The sequence below is a fragment of the Bifidobacterium sp. ESL0827 genome (assembly GCF_052606685.1).
In genome coordinates this window covers 420,454-441,015 of the sequence record NZ_CP199597.1, presented here as the reverse complement: position 1 = coordinate 441,015, position 20,562 = coordinate 420,454, and the positions used below count along the sequence as shown (strand labels likewise).

The following is a 20,562-nucleotide window of genomic DNA, read 5'->3' as shown; positions in this document are numbered from 1 at the left end:
CACTGAAGCCGTAATAGACTCGGCTTAACAAGACTTCAACCCGAAAGGACGAACATGGCAAAACTACGCGGCATCAACGCCGAAATCTTCCCCCTGGTCCTGGGCGGCAACACCTTCGGATGGACCAGCGACGAATCTGTGTCTGACCAGGTCTTGGACGCCTACACGGAAGCCGGAGGCAACCTGATCGATACAGCTGACGTCTACTCAGCCTGGGCTCCCGGCCACTCTGGCGGCGAATCCGAGATCGTCCTGGGCCGCTGGTTGGCCAAGAACGGCAACCGCAACAAGGTTCTGGTGGCCACCAAGGTCAGCCAGCACCCCCAGTACTCCGGTCTTTCGGCCAAGAATATCGAGGCCGCTGCCGATGCATCCCTGCTCAGGCTGGGCCTGGATGTAATCGATCTCTACTACGCCCACTTCGACGACAGCTCCACCCCCTTGGAGGAGACCGCAGCAGCCTTCGACAAGCTGGTCAAGGAGGGCAAGGTCCGGGCCATCGGCCTGTCCAACTACACGCCAGACCGGATCCGCGAGTGGTTCAGCATTGCTCGCAAGGAAGGCTTGACCCTGCCGGTGGCCCTGGAGCCGCAATACAATCTGGTCTACCGCAAGGACTATGAGAATGGCCTTATGCCAGTTGCCAAGGACGAGAATCTGGCGGTCTTCCCTTACTTCTCACTGGCCTCGGGCTTCCTGACGGGCAAGTACCGGACTATGGACGACCTCAAGGGCAAGCAGCGTGAGGGCATGGTCAAGGACTTCTTCACCCAGGAGGGGCTGGATGTGGTCGCCGCCATGGACGGCATCGCCAAGACCCACGGGGTCGAGCTGGCCACAGTAGCCCTGGCCTGGCTCAACCACAGGCCTGGGATTGCGGCCCCTATCGCCTCTGCGCGCACCCCTGAGCAGCTGCCGGCCCTCCTGGCCGCTGCCCATCTGGAACTGAGCGACGAGGATATGCAGACCCTGGACCAGGTCAGCGACAAGGTCAAGGGCTGATCTGCAAACTTCGCTGCCCGCTGCACGGCCAAGTGTGACACAAGCGGACACCCAACCAGGCAGTTCGAATGGAAAAGGGCTTCCATCCAATACAGGATGGAAGCCCTTTTGTACAGCTACGATCAGGCCTTGACCAAATTGACCTGCGGCTGATCCAGATCGCCGGCGTTGACGGTCAGGCTGGTGGCCAGGGTCTCTCGGGCGATCAGGTCGCTGAACTGCTGGGCCTTGGGGGCATCCTCTCCGGGCAGGGTCAGGGTCAGATGAATCCGGTCAGCGATGTCCAGATCTGCGGTCTTCCGGGCATCCTGAACCTGGCGTATCAGATCCCTGGCGTAGCCCTCAGCCAAGAGGTTATCATCCAGCTGGGTGTCGAGGATGACGAAGCCGCCAGTGGGCAGGGCTGCAGAGGCCGAACGGTCGGCCTGGGAGCCGTCCTCCTGCTCGATCCGATTGTCCAGCTCGTATTCGCCTGGCTCCAGGACCACCGGTCCATCGGGGGTAGTGACGACCACATGGCCGTCCTGCTCTGACCAGTCGCCCTGCTTGGAGGCACGGATGACGAACTGGACCTGCTTGCCCAGTCGGGGTCCGGCCACGCGCGCATTGACCTTGAGATCGTGGATGATTCGCAGACCATGCTGGCCGGCCTGGTCCAGGGTGCAGAACTCTACATCCTTAATGTTGAGCTCGGACTTGAGCACGTCCACATAGGAGCGGGCCGCATCAGGGTCACGAACCACTACGGTCAACCGGGACAGAGGCTGGCGGACGCGGATCTGTTCGGCCTTGCGCAGGGCCAGGGTGGCCGAAACCACCTCGCGGACCTTCTCCATGGCAGCTACCAACGCAGGATCGTCGCACAGGACCTGTCCCAGCTGGGTCTCCTGCCCTGTTGCCTCGTCGGCCAGGAAGGGCCAGTCGGCCAGATGTACCGACTCACCGCCGGTCAGCCCTCGCCAGATCTGCTCGGCTTCCATGGGCGCCAGCGGGGCCAGAACACGGGAGAAAGCCTCCAGGACTGTGTAGAGGGTGTCGAAAGCCTGGTGATCCTCGCTCCAGAAGCGGTCGCGGTTGTTGCGGATGTACCAGTTGGTCAGCACATCGATGAAGTCGGTCACCGCATCGCAGGCTTCCGAAATGGCAAAATCGTCCAGGGCCTTCTGCACCGACTGGATCAGTCGACGGGTCCGTGCAAGCAGGAAACGGTCCATCTCCGGCAGGTCGACCACACGGTCCGGTGTCAGCGCCTGGGCCTGGTAGCCGGCGCCCTTGTTGGCCGCATTGGCGTAGAGCGTGTAGAAGTAGTAAGAGCTCCAGACCGGCAGCATGACCTGACGGACCGTGTCGCGGATGCCATCGGCGGTGACGACCAGGTTGCCGCCGCGCAGGATGGAGGAGCTCATCAAGAACCAGCGCATGGCATCGGATCCGTACTTGTCGAAGACCTCATTCACATCCGGATAGTTGCGCAGGTGCTTGCTCATCTTCTGTCCGTCGGAGCCCAGGACGATGCCATGGCAAATCACGTTTTTGAAGGCCGGCCGGTCGAAGAGGGCCGTGGACATGATGTGCATGGTGTAGAACCAGCCACGGGTCTGACCGATGTACTCCACCACAAAATCGCAGGGATCCCTGTCTTCGAAGTACTGCTTGTTTTCGAAGGGGTAATGGAACTGCGCGAAGGGCATGGAGCCCGACTCGAACCAGCAGTCCAGCACATCGGTGATCCTGTGCATGGTGGACTTGCCGGTCGGATCGTCGGGGTTGGGCCTGGTCAGCTGATCGATCCAAGGCCGATGCATGTTGATCTGCCCCTTGTCATCGGTCGGGTAACGGCCAAAGTCCTGCTTGAGCTCATCCAGGGACCCATAGACATCCACCCGAGGGTACTTGGGATCGTCCGAGACCCAGACCGGAATGGGCGAGCCCCAGAACCTGTTGCGGGAGATGGACCAGTCACGGGCATTGGCCAGCCACTTGCCGAACTGGCCGTCCTTGACGTTCTCAGGGATCCAGTTGATCTGCTGGTTGAGTTCCAGCAGGCGGTCCTTGATCTTGGTCACGGAGACGAACCAGCTGGAGACCGGCTTGTAGATCAGCGGGGTGCCGCAACGCCAGCAGTGGGGATAGGAGTGGACGTAGCTCTTCTCCTGGAAGAGTAGAGCCCGGTGCTCGGCAGGGATCTGTGCCAGGGGGCCGTCGCCTGCGCGCAGGTTGCGCACGATAGGCATGTTGGCCTCGAAGGCCTGCATGCCCTGATAGTCAGGGCACTGCGCGGTGAAGACCGCGCCTGCATCGAGGACGTCCACGCTACGAATACCCTTAGCGTTCAGGGTATTCATATCGTCCTCGCCATAGGGAGCCTGGTGGACCAGGCCGGTGCCCTCCACGGTGTCGACGTAGTCGGCCGTGTAGATGGTATAGGCGTTGGGGCCTGGGGTGCCGCCCTCGGATTCGGCCTGCTCGCCGGCGAAGTAGGGGAAAACCGGCCAGTACCGCCAGCCCTCCATCTGGGACCCCTTGAGGGTGCGGACCACCTGGTAGCCCTCCCCCAGCTGCTTGGCGTAGTCGCCCAGGCGAGCCGTGGCGATGTAGAAGCGCTTGCCAGCGAAGGGCCCGGACACCGGGCTGACCTCCGAATACTCGATGTCAGCGCCGACCACGATGGCCAGGTTGGTGGGGACGGTCCAGGGGGTGGTGGTCCAGAAGACCGCATAGGCATCCTCGTCCCTGAGCTTGACGGCCACGGAGACGGTGGTGTCCTGCCGGTCCTGGTAGACATCGGCATCCATGCGAAGCTCGTGGTTGGACAGGGGCGTCTGATCCTTCCAACAGTAGGGCAGCACCCGGTAGCCCTCGTAGGCCAGACCCTTTTCGTAGAGAGTCTTGAAGGCCCACATGACCGACTCCATATAAGAGACATTCAGGGTCTTGTAGCCGTGGTCGAAGTCCACCCAGCGAGCCTGACGGTGAACATAGTCCTTCCACTCGCTGGTGTACTTGAGTACCGAGGCACGGCAGGCGTCATTGAACTTCTCGATGCCCATCTGCTCGATCTGATCCACGCTGTCGATGCCGAGCTCGCGCTGAGCCTCCAGCTCGGCGGGCAGACCGTGGGTGTCCCAGCCGAAGACCCGGTTGACCTTGTGGCCCTTCATGGTCTGGTAGCGGGGAATGACATCCTTGACGTAGCCGGTCAGCAGGTGCCCGTAGTGGGGCAGGCCGTTGGCGAAGGGCGGGCCGTCAAAGAAGACGAACTCGTTGTCGGCATGGTCGCCGGACGGACGACGATCCACCGACTTGTTGAAGGTGTCGTCGTGATCCCAGTAGTCCAGGACGGACTCTTCCATGTGGGGGAAGGAGGGATTGGGCGTCACCTTGGCCAGAGCCGGGTCCACCACCGCCTTGGGATAGACTTCACCGTCCCGACTTGTCACAACTGAGGTATCAGTGGTCTGATTCACCGTTCACGCTCCTCGCTGGTCGTTCATGTCGCCATGTCGAGGACGAGGGACCTATGGGGTCCACCGCGGTACCACCTCGCTTGCCCGGCCAATGACCCGCGCCGGACCGCTTGAACTGGGCTATGCGGGCCCACCCGTCGGTTCTACTGAAGACCGCCGCATGCGATCCTGTTCTTCCGAGGGCTCCCCGCTGATGACGGATCAATGCCCATTGGTGAACAGATTATACCATCCTCAGGAAACTGGTCTCGCCCGTTCGCATAACGAAACAGTCGTCAGGACTGCAAGAGATCGGGATGGCGTGGATCGCCCGGCAAGTTCTCCAGAGTGTCATCGGCACCTAGGGCCTGCCGCCAGAAGTCCAGGGAACGGCCATAGGGGCTGGCCTGGCCGCCACGGACCTGCAGGTCGGCCTTGACTGCAAGCACATCCTCCTCGCTCACCCCGTCCAAGAGCCTGAGAAGGCTGGCAAATCGATCCGAGTCGTAGAAGATACCGCCGACGACATCAAGAAGTCGGCTGGCACGTTTCATGGGCAAGGAATCCCAGTGTCTGAGCTCGATGTAGTTCTTCAGACGGACGTCATTGAAGTGCGTGGTCAGGATGTGCGCTATCTCGGCATCATTGAGCCGCCGATCCGGATAAATCTCCCCGGCGTTTTCATGCCAGGCTATGAAGACCTGCTGCCCCTGCGGCCCTTCCACCTCCGGGGTGTGGGAGACATCGGCCACCATGAGCGGGGTGGAGAGCATATCCACGGCATAGTCTTCCCAGCCAAAGCCATCCTCGAATAACCCAGGAATCAGTCCTGTGCGCTGGGTGTCGAGCCAATCCCAGATCCGCTGACGCCTCAGGGGCATATGGTTGAGCTTCCCCTCAAAGATTGGAGTGTTGCGGAAGAGGTAGGCCAAAATAGGCCCGATAGCCGTGCCCAGACGAATCTTGGCGATGGCATCGTCCTCGTCCTGATAGTCGATGCTGATCTGGGTAGAGGCAGTGCTGCGCATCATCATGGGTCCGCACTGGCCTATGCGACCCAGGTAGGTGTTCATGACCGCGTAGCGTTCCTTGGGATTGACGCCCACATCTGCGTAGGACCCAGCTGGACGGTACCCGTATTCGACCAGGCGGAACCCCAACCGCTCGGCAATGGGGTCGACCTCGGCACGGAAGCGACGGTAGAGGTCTTCGAATTCACGACTGTTCCGCACCACGCCCAGGGAGCACTCCACCTGGCTCCCGGGCTCCAGGGAGACCGCGCAGCCCGGCCTGCTCAGTCCTACCAGGTGACCGTCCTCCCGGTATTCCTTATCACCGTCATAGCAGGGCTCCAAGGCCAACAGCAAGGCCTCGATGCCCCGCTCCCCCTCATAGGGAACCGGGGCATCGGACCCGTCGTTACGGACCGGCAGATGCTCGATCTCAATGCCGAAACGCCACTGGGACCGCGGCTTGGATCCACGTGTGAAGTAGTCGACCAGGCTGGTCACATGCCGCGGATTGGGGACCGTCAACAGGTGCGCATACCCAGCGCCTACGCTTTTCCTCATGCTGTCATGGTAGGAGCGGGCGAGGCCTCTGGGCAACCAACACGCGAGGAGTTCCGCTACCGGATGGCGGTCAACCCACGGTCACCGTCACAGCCTGCAAGTCTTCCCTGCGTGAGGAGGATCCCACCAGCACCTGGAACTGACCGGGCTCGACCCTGCGGTTGCAGTCGGCATCGACCAGGGTCCACTCGGACACCGGCAGATCGAAAACCACCTTCCGGGTCTGCCCTGGATCCAGCTGAATCCTTTGGAAGGCCTTGAGCTCGCGGTCAGCCCAGCTGACTGAGGTCACCAGGTCGCTGATATAGGCCTGGACCACCTCTGTGCCTGGCCGCTGGCCGGTGTTGGTCAGGTCCACAGTCACCCTAACCGTATCCTCGGGTCCAACGGTATCCGGCCCATCGACCTGTGGCTTTCCGTATGCAAAGGTGGTGTAGCCCTTGCCCTGACCGAAGGCGAAGGCCGGATCCTGGGTCAGATCGGCATAGCGGTATCCATGCTGGCCCCGGATCTGGTTGTAGTAGACCGGCAGCTGCCCGGCATGCCTGGGGAAGGTGATGGGCAGTCTGCCTGTGGGCTCAACCTTGCCGGTGAGAATCCTGGCCAGGGCACGACCGCCCTGCATGCCCGGATCGGGCTGCCAGATCAGAGCCTTGGCCGACTGTGTGGACGGCGGCAGGATCAGCGGCTTGGAGGACATGAGCACGATGACCATGGGCTTGCCCGTCTGTGCCAGGGCATCCAGCAGATCGCGCTGAGGACCGTAGAGCTCCAGTGTGGCGGTCGAACGGCCCTCGCCCACCAGTTGAATCACGTCGCCGACTACGGCCACCACCAGATCGCTTTGCTCGGCCAGGTCTACGGCCCTGTCGAAGCGGCTCTGATCGATCCTAGCCGGGGCCGCCACCTTGGGCCTGGGCTGACCGTCGGGGAAGAGTGGACCCGCTGGGTCGTCAACCAGACGAACCACGTCCACGCCCTGCTCGCAGCTAAGCTGCCAATTTTCAGGCAGCTCCTGACGCAGGCCGTCGGCCACGGTCGAGATCATCTCCCGCGGCTGGTCCTTGATCCAATCGCACTGACCGGATCCGCCGGCCCAGTCCCCGAGCTGGTTCTGGGCATCGTCGATCAACGGACCCACTAAGGCGATGCTATGCACTGAATCATCACTAGAACGGCCATCAACACCCATCCCACCGAACAAGGGCAGAATGCCGTCGTTCTTCAAAAGAACCGCCGACTCCTGGGCCACCTGAAGATTGAGCTCCTGGTGCTCCGGTGAGTTGATGACCACCTTCTGGGCTTCAGGATCGGGCAGACGCGGATCCTCGAAGAGCCCCATGCGGAATTTCAGGGCCAGGATGTGCTTGACCGCCCGGTCAAGGTCCTCCTCGTGCAGAAGCCCGGCATCCAGTGCATCCAAGGCTCCCTGGTAGAAACCGGGCGTTGTCATGATCAGGTCGTTGCCAGCCTTGACGGCGGCTGCGGCGGCCCTGGTGTAGTCGGGCTGCACCTTCTGCTCCCAGACCATCCGGCCCACGTTGTCCCAGTCGGTGATCAGGGTGCCCTGGTAGCCCCACTGTCCGCGAAGCACGTCGTTGAGCAGCCAGTTGTTGATTGTAACCGGTACCCCGTCGATGGATTCGTATCCCAGCATGAAGGTGGCCACACCCTCCTTGGCCAGCCGCTCGAAAGGCGGCAGGAACCAGGAGAGCAGCTTGCGGTGCGAAAGGTCTGCCTCGGAGGCGTCGCGCCCGCCCTGGGTCTCGGAGTAGCCGGCGAAGTGCTTGGCCGTGGCCAGCACAGCGTCCTTGGGCAGGGTTCCGGTCATGGCTGATCCGCCCTGATAGCCGCGCACCATGGCCGAGGCCATCTCGCCGATCAGGAAGGGGTCCTCGCCGAAGGTCTCATCCACCCGGCCCCAGCGGGTGTCCCTGGCGATGCAAAGCACCGGGGAGAAGGTCCAGTGGACGCCTGTTGTGGCGACCTCCTGGGCTGTGGCCCGCCCCATCCGCTGAACCAGTTCAGGGTCGAAGGAGGCCGCCATACCCAGTTGCTCGGGAAAAATGGTGGCCCCGCGGAAGAAGGAATGGCCGTGGATGCAGTCATCGCCGATCAGCAGAGGAATGCCCAGACGGGTGCGATGAACGGCCTTGTCAGCCTTGATCATGTTCTGCGGAGAGACATGCAGCAGGGACCCGGCGTGCTGATCCACCACCTCCTTGTCCACTCCCGAGCGGGCATCAAGCTGCATCATCTGGCCCACCTTCTCCTCACGGGTCATCCGGCCCACCAGGTCGGCCACCCGCTCATCCACGCTCAGGTCGGGATTGCGGTAGGGCAGGTCCTCCGTCAACTTCCTTGATGCCATCTGGGCACCTTCCTTTCTTGCTAAGCACTAAATCCACTCATATATTTGCGTCCGGTCAGCCTGAAGCAGATCAGACTAAAGCCGGTCTATCGAACGATAATTGCCAGGTCCCAGGGTCCAATGATCATCGGCTGGCCCTGGTCCACATGCGCCTGAGGATCAGCCTGCCCGTCAGCTACCAGCAGATGCCCCCCGTAGGGCGCGTCCAGCTCGACCTTCTTGGATGAATAATTGAGCAGATAGGCGACCTGCTCTCCCAGGGCGTTGATGCCCTCCCGCACGGTGACCAAGCCAGCCAGGTCTCGGGCAGGACCGCTCAAGCCAGCCGCATCCGCCGCATCCGAAAGCAGCATCCGCATGCCCTCAGCCGAGGGTAGAGTGCCGATCCACTCAGCAATGCCGTTGCCGTAATCATGACGGGTCACAGCCGCATACCGCCCCCAGACTGGATGGTCATAGGAGGCCAGGACCTGAGTGCCGGGGCGCGCATTCAGCAGCTCAATCAGCCCCTGGCAGGCCGGTCCGGCCTGGTCGGCCTCATGCAAATCCAAGCTCAGATTATTGCCGGGACGGGTGAACTGGTTGTAATCGATGCCGAACACGTCGGTCAGCAGATGCGGCGCCTTGTCGTGCCAGACCTTGAGATTCTCGTCCGCCACAAAGGAGCGCAGCGTGGCCACCAAGTGACCTCCCTGATGAACGTAATCAGCCAAGGCCTTCAGCGTATCTTCATTGGTGCTGTACAAGGCTGGAATCACGACCATTGCGTAAGAGTCCAGTTGGGACTGGTCAGCCTTGTCGCTGATGAAATCACACTCGATGTTGAGCTCGAAGAGGGCATCGTAGACCCGTCTGACCACATCGTTGTACGAGATCTGCCCCTGCTGACGGGGGAAGCCGGTCTCCAGGGAGAACCAGTCCAGGGCGGTCAGGGAGTCGTTGTCCACCATGATGGCGACCTTGTTGCGCTTTTGAAGGTTGATCAGGTGCTCCCCCACACCCTTCTGCGCTATCTGCCTGCCGAACTGGCCGGCCTCCTCATAGGTTGGGTTGGGTTCCATATCCTGCGAAAGCAGACCCTTCCAGTAGGTCTCAAAGGAATTGTGGATGGAATGCCAGTGCCAGTACATGACTCCGTCAGCCCCCGAGGCCAGATGGCTGTACGCCTGAAGCCGCAGCTGGCCCGGATAGGGAAGCCAGCCGTTCTGCCCCTGGGCATCGGTTTCCAGAACCAGATAGTTGGCACCACCCTTCAGGCTGCGGGTCATGTCCCCGCCGAAGGCGATCTCCTTGCCGGTCAGGTCATCCTCAGTAGGATGGTAGATGTCCACACCGGCCACATCCAGGCATTCGGCCGCTTCGAAATGATCGACAGCTGGCTGAAGGCCATATGACCAGCCTGGACCCCAGTCGAAATCGAAGTTGTGGGTGACGAACTGGTCCTCGCGAGCATATTCGCGCACGATGCCAGCTTGCCAGGCCAGGTAGTGGCTGACCTGGCTTCGGCGGAAGCGGTCAAAGGCCGAACCCAGGGATGCATTGATGGTCCCGGTCAGATCGGGAAAGTCCTCCCAGGAGTCAATTCTGTTGGACCAGTAGTCCAAGCCGAAGGCAGCATTGAGACGATCCAGATCATCGTCAAAGCGCCGTCGTAGATCCTTGACGAAGAGCCGCTGCATGTCGGCCGATACGCAGTCGTAGTATTTGGTCTCGTTGTCGACCTGATAGCCGATCACCTGAGAGTTATCGGCCACATGGCTTATTAGCTTGCGGATGACGCGCTCGCCATAGTATCGGTAGGAGGGGTTGACAATGTCCATGATCTGGCGAGCGCCATACCGGTTGTGGCCCTTGGGTGTGTCCGCCAAAACATCCGGATGCATGGCGACCAGCCAGGCGGGGACGGCATAGGTGGGCGTGCCCACGATGACCTGTATGCCGAAGCGGCCAGCCGCTTCCAGCACCCGGTCCACATGGCTGAAGTCGAATACGCCGGGTTGAGGCTCCAGGGTGCTCCAGGTGGATTCGGCGATACGGATGGTGGTAATGCCAGCGGACTTCATCATGGACATATCCTTGTCCACCCGCTCATAGGGCATGTATTCGTCGTAGTAGGCGCACCCGAAGATGAGCCTGTCCGGCAGACGCGTGCCGCCTGACGAAGCTGAGTGGTCCTTGGTTCGGACTGCCTTGTCTGACATGATGAACTCCAATCTTAATCTACGGGACTCAATTCATAGGACGAAGGTGTTGAAGGATCTTGGCTCCAGGGTCACTTGGAAACCTTGGCTCCCCTCGTCGTCCCCTCCCGGCCCGCAGAAGGAGAAGGGCATGGCGCGGTCCAGGGCGTTCTGGGCAACGACGACGATCGACCCATCCGGGTTTTCGAAGGCTGTGGCCATGGAGCTGAAATGGCCACGAGTATCCAGCAGGCGAGCGCCCGGGCGCACATAGTGCGAGTAGTGGCGCATGACGTAGTACTCGGGGTTCCGCCTGACCTGGCCGGTGCTGGTGTCTATGGAGAAGAGGGAGTTCTGCCGCCATCCCCAGGTGGATATGCCCTGGCCCAGGACCATGTTCCAGTAGGTATAGCAGGTGGCTCCGGCCCGGAGATACCTGTTGACCAGCGAGAAGACGTATTCGGCGTACTCCCAGCTGTTGCCGCCCATGCCGCATTCGGACTCGGTCTGCTCCAGCTCAATCTCAGGCCAGGACTGGTGGGTGCGCTCAATGTCATGCTGGCCGGCCCACTGGTAGCCGATGCCGGCGATGTACCTGCGGCAGTCCTCGTCAAAGAGGATGTTGTCCACGTACCGGTTATAGTTCTCGAGGATCATGCCTTCGGGACCGAATTTCATATCTTCGGGACCATTGAGCGTCCCCAGGAAGATGGCCGTGTCCGGTGCCTCCTTGGCGAAGAGGGGACCCAGATAGTCCCGGATGAAGATGCGCATGTCCTCGCTGGACCAGAGGCAGGAGGGGAACTTCTGGTCCGCAAAGACCTCGTTCTGCACATGCAGCTGGTCGATGTGGATGCCGCGGCGGTCATACTCGCGCACATACCGCAGAAGGTAGCGGGCATATGCAGTGAGATTGCGCTCACTCATGTCGATTCGCCCGAAATTGTAGACCTTGGGTCGTTTCATCCAGGTGGGCGGACTCCAGGGGCTGGCGAACAGTCCCATGTCCGGCTGATACTTCTGGGCCTGTCGGATGTATGGAATCAGGGTCTGCTCGTCGTGGTCGACGCTGAAATGCTCCAGGTCGTAGTCGCCGTCGGTCTCGTCGTAGCTGTACCAGCTCGCGGCGAAGTCGTTGGCACCGACCGGGGTCCTGTTGAAGGTCAGATTCAGCTCATCAGGGCTGAAGAGCTCACGGATGACCCCCTCACGTTTCTCCTCCCCCAACTCCTGCAAGGGCAGCCACCCCAGCTCATTGAAGCAGCCGCCAAACCCTCGCAGAGCCTGCAACTTACCGCCGGTGTATTCCAGATCAGGCGATGACTCCAGAGCGGAGACAGCCAAGTGCTGCTCCTGCATGGCCTGCTGCCGAGTGGTTGTAACCCAAATCGGTTCTGCATTCCTATTCATGGATCTTCTGCTCCTTTGCATATTTTCCCTGTATGACCGTAGAGGCCAGGATCACTTGACGTTTCTGATCATCAGGATAAAGACGCATCCCAACAGGGCAAAAACGATGGCCGTGGGGAAAGCCGCCGCATAACCCCAGTTCAGAGTGATGAAAGACATGACCAGAGGACCGGCCATTTGCCCCAGTGTGGTGGCCAGGTTCAGGATGCCAAGATCCTTGCCGGCCTCCTCCTTGCTGGGCAGGACATCGACGTTGAGCGCCTGGTCGACGGACGAATAGACCCCGTAACCGAACCCGGCGATGCCGGCGTACAGATACATGCCCATGACCGTGGGGCTGATCCAGGGCATGGCGATGCCGATGGCAAACATAACTGAGGCGACGACCACTGGCACCTTACGCCGCCCGATCAGGTCGGAGACAGGTCCGGAGACCAGCGAACCCAGCAGGGAAACCACCATGGTGATGACTGACATGACCGAAATGGTTGCGGCTGCTTGGGTTACGGTTTGGCCCACATACTTTTCGATGATGTAGAGCTGATATGCGGAGATCATCTGATAGCTCAACAGCATGCAGAGCCTTCCGGCGAAAGCCTTATAGAAGTCGTGTGCCCCATGGAAGCGCGGAGGCTGGAAAGACTTGAGCACATCCATAAGGGTGCCCTCATCCTTGGGCAGGTATGCAGCCGAACCTTCCCTAGGCATGATAAGAATGGCTACGACACCACCCAGGAACATGAGTACGCCGGCTAGAACGAAGCCAGTGAACATATGGGTCACCAGGGCCGCGCCGATCAAAGAGCCGATGGGCGAACCGATAGTAGAGCCTGCTCCATAGAAGGCGGACAGGGTCCCGCGCACACCGGATGGCACACGATCGGACAGAATGGCCACCATAGGGGCGATCATGCAGTTCAGTCCGAACATGCAGAGGCAATACACAATAGTCAGCAGAACGGGGTTAGTGGTCATGCCCGTCAGGAACAGGGTTACACCACCAAGGACTGCACCACCTAGAATCCATGGAGTTCGACGCCCGTACCGGGAGCGGCTGCGATCTGAGAAGTTGCCGAAGAGCAGATTGGAGACCAGTGAAGCCACGGCCGTGCAAGCATTGACTATGCCCATCAACGCCTCGGGAGCGATGCCGGGGACCAGCTTGAGATGTTCGGGAAGCAACACGATGCTGACGATTCCCAAGCCCGACATCCACAGAATGCCGAAGGCCAGGAAGCTCGCACCAAAACGAAACAGGGTCTTCTTAGGAACCGGTCTACCAGTCTCAGGCGATAATAGTGGATCACTCTGTGCTGCAGCAAGGGCAGCCTTATGCGCCTGCAGAAGTTCAGAATCGTCCGATGCAGGGGTTGTTGAGTCGCTCATGGTGTCGACCTCTTTCAACTAGTCTTCTCTGACACGTCCAATGTGTGGCGGACAACCATATCTACCACCCATTAGATAAATATATATCTAACAGGCATTCGATATATTTGTCAAATCAATGACCCAGCGCGGATTCGCGAACGACAAGGACTTACTTGTCCAATACCCTACCGAGTCGAGACCCTGTCGAGCCTACGGGCGTCACTGTTATGAATCCGGCCACCATGTACCATGAGTATCAAACGACCGGCAGCACCCAGGCCTTCAAGGACAGCGAAAAGGAGCCGCAAGACCAGACAATGGCGAGCCGAACCAGAAAGTCACCCGAGGTGAGACGGGCGGAAATCACACATGCCGCCGCCCATCTCATCAGCCAACATGGATACAACGGCATATCGCTCAAAGATGTCGCTGACATGGTGGGGATGTCACAGCCGGGCGTCCTCCATTATGTGGGCAGCAAGGAAGGCCTGCTCTCCCTCCTGGTCACGGACATTTATGACGTCAATGGCACCCCGGAGGAATTCGTACAGACAGGACTGCCCGGGTCCGACCCCGATCATCCCCATCTTCCGGCCTATTTTGACTATCTGGTCGCCCACAACGCGGGGCGGCCCGAACTCACCCAGCTATATACGGTCCTGGAAACCGAGGCCATCTCCACCAACCATCCCTTGCATGATTACTTTATCCGCAGGCCGACAGAGGTCTGGGAGCACTATTCCAAATTCCCCTGGCTGCTTCCTGATGGCATAGGATGGGCGACAGAGATGCCAAGCAAGGTGAGGATGAGCCTGGAAGTGATGGACGGCATACAGATACGACTGCTGCGTGAGCCGAAAATCGACTACGTCCGGGAATGGAGCCGGTTCAAGGCGCTGATCTTCCCCTCCCCGCTCTGGGATGGATATTGCTGATCAAAACCACGCCCGCAGGAGTCAAGCCGACAAAGTGATGCCGGGCACCAACCGGCCCGACTAATCCATCCTGAAAGGCCTGGCATCATAAGGCGCCTGATACCGCCGATCCCTCCAGAAGTATTCATAATCGTGGTCATTGATCGGACGGATGACCTTGCAGGGGTGGCCGTAGGCGACCACGTCGGAGGGAATGTCCTTGGTGACCAGGGACCCTGCCCCGACGACTGTGTTGTCGCCGATGGTCACTCCCGGCATGACGATGGCACCTGCTCCGATCCACACATTCCTGCCGATGCTGACCGGAACCGTGAACTGAGGCGTTCCATAGGCTCGTATATCGGGGCGAATGGTGTGCCCGGTGGTCACAATGGTGACGTTGGGCCCGAACATGGTGTGGTCGCCTATGTCAATGCGGCCGTCGTCGACCAGAACCAGGTTGAAGTTGGCGTAGCATTTGCTCCCCCAGTAGGTGTTGCAGGCCCAGTTGGCCCGTATCGGCCCCTCAATCCAGCTGCCTTGGCCGAATGAGCCGAACATCTTCTTGCAGAGGTCCTGCTTCTTCTCCACCTGGCTGGGACGGCAGGCGTTGAAGTCGAAGACCAGATCCTGCTGGGCGTCCTGGACCTGCTTCATTTCGGGTGTATCGGCAATGTAGATCTGGTCGGTGTCCAGCAGAGCCTTGATCTCCTCGCGGCTGGTCATGGTGACCCCCTCTTTCCTTGATCCTCGTGGTTCATCAATTCCGAGGCCGCCGCATTAGCTTCGAACTCCGGCCCCGTCATGGTGGCTACAGGCTCTCCAGAACCTTCTCCCCGTCCTGGACAGGTGCTGCCTGCCCAGCATCCAGGCCGGTCGATTCCGCAGGCTGGGATTCAAGGGCCGCCTTGTGGTCCTGGCTGAGCTTTTGCTGGTCGCCCGGCTTCTTGGCAGCGGCGATCATCAGCTTGATCCTGTTGAGCTGGTTGGCCTCAGAGGCGCCGGGATCGTAGTCGATCGAGACGATGTTGGCCTCGGGGTAGGTCCTGCGGATCTTGCCGAACATGCCACGCCCGGTCACGTGGTTGGGAAGGCAGGCGAAGGGCTGTGCGCAGACGATGTTGGGCGCGCCGGACTGAATCAGTTCGATGATCTCACCGGTCAGGAGCCAACCCTCTCCGGCCTGAACACCCAGGGAGGTGACCGAGGCGGCCTTCTCCCTCAGATCGCTGATGTGGGCGGGAATGTCGAACTTTCCATGGGAGGCCTTGAAGCCGGCGATCATGGGGGCACGGTAGACATCCGCAGCCTTGAGGACGATCTTCTTGACACCCACCTGGCCGCCGGTGCCCAGCATCTCCTCGTTCCATTCAGCGTTGGAGATGCCGTTGACCATGAAGTCACAGACGCCAGGGAGTACAGCCTCGCAGCCCTGGCTCTCAATCAGGTCGACCACGTGGTTGTTGGCATCGGGATGGTACTTGACCAGGATCTCCCCGACTACGCCCACCCGTGGCTTGCGGGGGATATTGCGCAGAGGCAGCTGGTCGAAGGCCCGGATCATCCGCTTCATCAGCGTGCCATAGGGCAGATAGCCATGGCCATAGACCATCTTGGCGGTCTTGGAGTACCCGTGGTGCTCGATGGTCTCCTTGCAGATCGTGTCCCAGAGCTTGTAGAGCTTGTTGGCTGAGCCGGGCTCCTGCTCGTAGGGGCGGACCCTGAGCAGGCACTCGATCATGGCGTCGCCCAGGTAGAAGGCCTTGACGGCGCGGTGCAGCAGAGCCGGAGTTACCTGAAGGCCGGGATTGGCCTTGAACCCCTGCACGCTCAGCGTGATGATCGGCACGTAGCCATAGCCGGCATCAGCCATGGCCTTGCGCAGAAGGCCATAGTAGTTGGTGGCCCTGCACATGCCGCCGGTCTGGGTGACGATGACCGCGCACTTATGCGGGTCGAACCTGCCGGACAGGAAGGCGTTGACCAGCTGCCCCACCACGATGATGGCCGGGAAGCAGGCATCGTTGTTGACGTACTTGACGCCGGTGTTGATGTCTTCGGGCGTGGCATGCTTCAGGAGTTCGAAGTGGTAGTCGGCGCTCGAGAAGACCGCCTCCAGGAGGGAGAAGTGCACTGGGGACATCTGCGGTGCCACCACTGTGAATTTGTGCCCCATCTCCTTGGTGAAGCGATGCTCTGTGGCGTACTTGGACAGGGTCGGCTTGGCGGCGGCTCCGTTGGCCTGGACATCCTCGACCTGTCCGGCCGGGCGCTCTGCCGACTTGCTTTCGGCTTCCTTCTGCCGCGATGCCATGGTCTCCCGGATGGGTCTGATACCCATGGGGTGAAGACCTATCAGACCCTGATCGCTTTTGTCGTGCAGGGCCACGAACCGGGCCAGAGCCACGATGTCGGCCTTGCGCTGGGACAAGTTGATCTTCTGCGCGTTGGTGGACCGGAACCCATCGGATTTCGGCTGGTCAGGCGCATCCGCTTCCACTGCTTCAATATGGCTTGCAAGATCTTGAGAATTCTGAGAATCAGACGAATCCTCCACCCGAACCAGGTCAGGCGATGAACCAACTTCCTTGACCGCGACCTTCGCAGGCACCTGTTCCATAACGGGCGCTTCCTTCCGGTCTTCGCTGTCCTCCTGGGCCAGATCCCGCTGATGGCGTTCGTCCATGGCGGCCTTCAGCGAGCGCAGACGGATCTTGGCCGCACCCAGGTTGGAGACCTCGTCGATCTTCAGCTGCGTGTAGACATCGCCCTTATCGGCCAGGATCTCCTGGACCTGGTCGGTGGTGATGGCATCCACGCCGCATCCGAAACTGACCAGCTGGACCAGCTGCAGGTCGGGATACTCGGAGACGAACCTGGCTGCCGAGTAGAGCCTGGAGTGGTAGGCCCACTGGTCGGTCACCCTCAAGGGCATCTTCTGATGGTCGTCACCAAAGCCTGGCACGGTCTTGCGGAACTTGGCGGCTGTGGGGTTGTTGGAGGCCAGGGCCCGCTCCCCCGCCGCCGGAATGATGTAATCGCTCAGCTTGGGCAGTTTATGCACGTCCAGCTCGCAGATGGAGTCCTCGGAGAGCACAGCCATACCCAGGGAGCAGATAGTCTCGGGAATGCCGTGGTTGACCTCGGGGTCCACATGGTAGGGTCGTCCGGACAGGACCACGCCCTTGACTCCGTACTCCTGCATGTAGGCCAGGGCACGAAGCCCCTCCTGGCGGACATCCTCCTTGAACCGGGCATCCTCACGGTAGGCCTCCTGGACGGCCGTCCGGGCCTCCTCCTCGCTCACCTTGGCCCAGTCGAAGACCTTGACGATCCGCTCGACCATCTTCTCCTTGTTGGACAGGTTGAAGTAGGGCCGCATGAAGCGGACGCCGTTCTCCTTGAGCTCGCCCATGTTGGCCTCGATCACCACCGGGTAATTGGCCACGATTGGGCAGTTGTAGTGATTGTCCGTATCGGGAACCAGCTCCTGCTCATAGGTGACGCAGGGGTAGAAAATGGTCTTGATGCCCTTGCCCACCAAGGAGTGAATGTGCCCGTGGACCAGCTTGGCCGGGTAGCAGATGTTCTCGGAGGCGATGGACTCCATCCCGCTCTCGAAGAGCTCGTGGTTGGACCGCCCGGAGATCATGACCCGGAAGCCCAGCGAGGTCAGCAGAGTGAACCAGAAGGGGTAGTCCTCATACATGTTGAGCACACGAGGAATGCCGATATCACCCCTGGTGGACTTGTCAGGGGTCAGACGGCGGTAGGCGAAGGCCCGCTTGTACTTGAAGTCGTAGAGGTTGGGCCTGTCGGAGCGCTTACGGTTCTTGTCCCCGCCACGTTCGCAGCGGTTTCCGGTCACATAGCGGCCGCCGTCCTCGAATTCAGTAATGGTCAGCTTGCAGTGGTTCTGGCAGAGCTTGCAGACATCGTGGGTGGTGGTCATGGAGAGGTTGTCCAGATCATCCCCCGCCAGGATGGAGCTGACTACATGGCCGTCTTCCACCCTCAGATCGGGCAGAGTCGTCTTGAACCCCTGATCATTCTTGGAGGCAATCTTGTTGACGGCGGCCGGTGACAACCTTGACTTGGTGGAAGCCGGAGCCCTGTTGGGCGTAGTGGGGGTCCTGCCCACGGACTTCGTCCCGGCGGCCATGTGGGAGCTGGCCGCAGCGAAATCCTCGATCTCGTCATTCTGCGGGCAGTGCATGCGGGCCGTCAGTGCGGCACCGTAGGCTCCCATGAGCCCGGCGATGTTGGGCCTGGTCACCTTGCGACCGGTCAGGAGTTCGAAGGCCCGCAGGACGGCATCGTTGAGGAAGGTGCCTCCCTGGACCACGACCACCGGCCCCAGGGCGTTGGCGTCACGCAGCTTGATGACCTTGTAGAGAGCGTTCCTGACCACCGAGTAGCAGAGTCCTGCGGCGATGTCCTCCGGGGAGGCACCCTCCTTCTGAGCCTGTTTGACCGAGGAGTTCATGAAGACCGTGCAACGGGAGCCCAGATCGGTCGGGGCCTCGGAGGCCAGCGCCTGCTTGGTGAACTCCTGGATGCTGATGCCCATGGACTGGGCGAAGGTCTGCAGGAAGGACCCGCAGCCGGCCGAGCAGGCCTCGTTGACGCAGATCGAATCGATGACCCCGTCGTTGACGGCGATGTACTTCATATCCTGCCCACCGATGTCGATGACCGAGGTAACGCCGGGGCTGATCTCCTCGGCGGCCCGGTAGTGGGCCATGGTCTCGACCACGCCCTCGTCAACATGCAGGCCGGCCTTGACCAGACCCTCACCATATCCGGTAGCGCAGGCACGGGCGATGTAGGCGCCCTCGGGCAGGGACTTCCTGACCTCCTTGACGATGTTGGCAGCGGCAATCAGGGGGCTGTCCTTATGCACCCCGTAGGTGGACCAGACGATGGTCTTATCGTCGTTGATCAGGACGGCCTTGATGGTGGTGCTGCCCGCATCGATGCCCAGAAAGTGCGGCCCCTTGGCTCCGGACAGGTCCCCGGTGGGGATGACCTGGGCACCATGCCGGTCATTGAACTCCTTGCGCTCCTCCTCGTTCAGGAAGAGCGGGCGGATCGTTCTGGCTGTGGAAGGCATGTTCTCCAGGCCCTTCAGGGCGGAGAGGACGCCATCCAAGGAAGTCAGATCAAAGTGCATGTCCTGGTTTTTGCTGGCATCCTTGGTGGCCTCGGTCGCCTGAACCTTATTCTCACCGTTCACCAGGGTGGTGGTGCGGCCATCCTGCATGGCATCCTGCAGAGCCATCTTGTCCAGGTTCGAAGCCTTCTCGGACCGTGCCTTGTCGACCTCCGCTTGGTCCAGTCCCCAAGCAGGACCGAAGGGGTCGTTCACATCGGTTTCTGGCGAGTAGTCGGTCTTGACATGCGCAGCGCTGTCCTGGCCATCCTGGTCGTGACGACCAGCCATGATGGCGGCGCCATAGGCCACGTAGAGGTGCGCATTCTCGGGAATGATATAGCGGCTGACCCTGTCCTGGAGGATCCGCTTGAAGGCTTCCCTCAGCTCGCTCATGAAGAAGAGGGGCCCGCCCAAAAAGATCACGTTGCCACGGATGGGACGCCCGCAGGCCAGACCGGAAATAGTCTGTGTGGCAACGGCATTGAAGATTGATGCGGCCAGATCCTCCTTGGCGGCTCCGTCGTTGATCAGAGGCTGGAGATCGGACTTGGCAAAGACCCCGCAACGCGATGCGATGGGATAAATGGTCTTGTATTTGGAAGCCATATCGTTCAGGCCGGAAGCATCGGTGTTGAGCAGAGTGGCCATCTGATCGATGAAGGCTCCGGTTCCGCCTGCGCAGGACCCGTTCATCCGCTGCTCCGGAGTGGGCTTCAGATAGGTGATCTTGGCATCCTCGCCGCCCAGCTCGATGATCACATCCCCTTCGGGATAGGTGACGTTGATGGCCTCGGTCTCGGCAATGACCTCCTGGGCGAACTCAGCCTGAAGCTGGCTTGCTAGCTCCAACCCGCCCGAACCAGTGATCACCAGGCTGATGGGATTGCCGGCCAGGCCAACCCGTGACAGTGAAAGCTTGATATCGGTGACCAGTTCCGCTACGCACTGCCGCACATTGGCGTGGTGACGGCGATAGTCGCTGAAAAGCGCCTGATCCAGCCTGTCTCTTGTGCCAAGAACCACGGCCTTGACTGTGGTGGAACCGATGTCCAAACCCACACGCAGGAGATCCCGCGGTCCTGTGCCCTTATATCGACCCGCTATGTCGACGCCATCAGACATGAAACAACCTCAATCCGTGAGAC

The 20,562-nt window shown here is 60.6% G+C and carries 9 protein-coding genes and 1 pseudogene; 2 read left to right on the top strand and 8 right to left on the bottom strand.

Going from position 1 to position 20,562, the window contains the following annotated elements:
- The first annotated feature begins 54 nt into the window (after positions 1–54).
- Positions 55–1,002, top strand: coding sequence for an aldo/keto reductase (locus ACUIAI_RS01585; protein ID WP_445342419.1), 948 nt, complete (start codon positions 55–57; stop codon positions 1,000–1,002).
- A 122-nt stretch (positions 1,003–1,124) separates the two neighbouring features.
- Here the strand turns inward: ACUIAI_RS01585 and ileS are convergent, their stop codons facing one another.
- From ileS to ACUIAI_RS01555, 6 genes are all read right to left on the bottom strand, one after another.
- Complete coding sequence (gene ileS / locus ACUIAI_RS01580) at positions 1,125–4,469, bottom strand: mupirocin-resistant isoleucine--tRNA ligase (RefSeq protein WP_445342418.1); 3,345 nt, start codon at positions 4,467–4,469, stop codon at positions 1,125–1,127.
- Positions 4,470–4,744: 275 nt separating this feature from the next.
- Positions 4,745–6,019, bottom strand: coding sequence for a glutamate-cysteine ligase family protein (locus tag ACUIAI_RS01575; protein ID WP_254476945.1), 1,275 nt, complete (start codon positions 6,017–6,019; stop codon positions 4,745–4,747).
- A 70-nt stretch (positions 6,020–6,089) separates the two neighbouring features.
- Complete coding sequence (locus tag ACUIAI_RS01570) at positions 6,090–8,390, bottom strand: glycoside hydrolase family 3 N-terminal domain-containing protein (protein ID WP_445342417.1); 2,301 nt, start codon at positions 8,388–8,390, stop codon at positions 6,090–6,092.
- Positions 8,391–8,476: 86 nt separating this feature from the next.
- Positions 8,477–10,591 carry a beta-galactosidase gene (locus tag ACUIAI_RS01565; protein ID WP_445342416.1) on the bottom strand — a complete coding sequence of 705 codons (2,115 nt, stop codon included), beginning with the start codon at positions 10,589–10,591 and terminating at the stop codon, positions 8,477–8,479.
- 33 nt (positions 10,592–10,624) lie between these two features.
- A complete protein-coding gene (locus ACUIAI_RS01560; protein WP_445342415.1) occupies positions 10,625–11,980 on the bottom strand; it encodes a glycoside hydrolase family 30 protein in 1,356 nt (451 codons plus the stop codon).
- Positions 11,981–12,031: 51 nt separating this feature from the next.
- Positions 12,032–13,366 carry an MFS transporter gene (locus ACUIAI_RS01555; RefSeq protein WP_445342414.1) on the bottom strand — a complete coding sequence of 445 codons (1,335 nt, stop codon included), beginning with the start codon at positions 13,364–13,366 and terminating at the stop codon, positions 12,032–12,034.
- A 299-nt stretch (positions 13,367–13,665) separates the two neighbouring features.
- Here ACUIAI_RS01555 and ACUIAI_RS01550 point away from each other — a divergent pair, with 299 nt between their 5' ends.
- A complete protein-coding gene (locus ACUIAI_RS01550) occupies positions 13,666–14,283 on the top strand; it encodes a TetR/AcrR family transcriptional regulator (RefSeq protein WP_445342786.1) in 618 nt (205 codons plus the stop codon).
- Between the two features lie 60 nt (positions 14,284–14,343).
- Here the strand turns inward: ACUIAI_RS01550 and ACUIAI_RS01545 are convergent, their stop codons facing one another.
- Positions 14,344–14,988 (bottom strand): sugar O-acetyltransferase, encoded by a 645-nt coding sequence (locus ACUIAI_RS01545; protein ID WP_445342413.1) that lies wholly within the window; start codon positions 14,986–14,988, stop codon positions 14,344–14,346.
- Between the two features lie 85 nt (positions 14,989–15,073).
- Positions 15,074–20,482: pseudogene (locus tag ACUIAI_RS01540) on the bottom strand (acyl-CoA dehydratase activase-related protein); the annotation flags it as partial.
- Between the last annotated feature and the right edge of the window lie 80 nt (positions 20,483–20,562).